Below are 783 nucleotides of genomic sequence, written 5' to 3'. Positions count from 1 at the left end.
AAGGCGCGAAAGAAGTAAACCCAGACGTTCAAGTAAAAGTTGTTTGGGCGAGCACTTGGTACGACCCAGCCAAAGAGCGTGAAGCTGCAGAAACCTTGATCCTTCAAGGTGCAGACGTTCTTACTCAGCACACTGACTCAGCAGCAGTTATTCAAGCAGCTGAAGCGAAAGGTAAGTACGCGATCGGTTATCACTCAGATATGTCTGAGTACGGTGAGAAAGCACACCTTACAGCAGCTATTCACAACTGGGGTCCTCTTTACTTGAAGAAGGCTCAGCAAGTTCTTGATGGTACTTGGAAAGCTGAAGATCTATGGCCTGGTATCGCTGAAGGTACTACAGATCTAGCACCATTGAACGAAGCTATTCCGGCTGATGTTGTTGCGTTGGTTGAAGAGAAAAAAGCGGCCTTGAAAGCGGGCGAAATGCGCGTATTTGATGGTCCTGTTATTAACCAGGCTGGCGAAGAAGTTGTACCAGCTGGTAGCACCATGGATGACGGTGCGCTACTAGGCTTTGGTTTCTACATCGAAGGTGTAGAGGGCAAATTGCCTCAGTCGTAAACCGGGACGTTTAAAGTATCGGGAGCTTTGTTGAGCTTATTGCACAGCAAGCTCCCCTTTTCCGGAAAAAGGCACAACTAAAAAGTGCCGTGATGTAATTACTAAGGTAGAAAAATGAAACAACTAAAAACTCTTGCAAGTGCAGCAGCACTTTCTGCAGCGGTAGTCGCTGCTCCAGCTCAAGCAGAACAATTCTGGGCAGACAACAGTGTAACTGTTC

The 783-nt window shown here is 47.3% G+C and carries 1 protein-coding gene; it reads left to right on the top strand.

What is annotated here, in order from left to right; translation table 11 throughout:
* Nucleotides 1–563, top strand: a 563-nt coding sequence (locus A3738_RS08345; RefSeq protein WP_156504105.1) for a BMP family ABC transporter substrate-binding protein, incomplete at its 5' end; no start/stop codon positions are given.
* Nucleotides 564–783 lie beyond the last annotated feature (220 nt).

The organism is Oleiphilus sp. HI0066, assembly GCF_001635725.1.
Note: the sequence above shows the minus strand (reverse complement) of the source record. Positions and strands in the feature narration are given on the sequence as shown.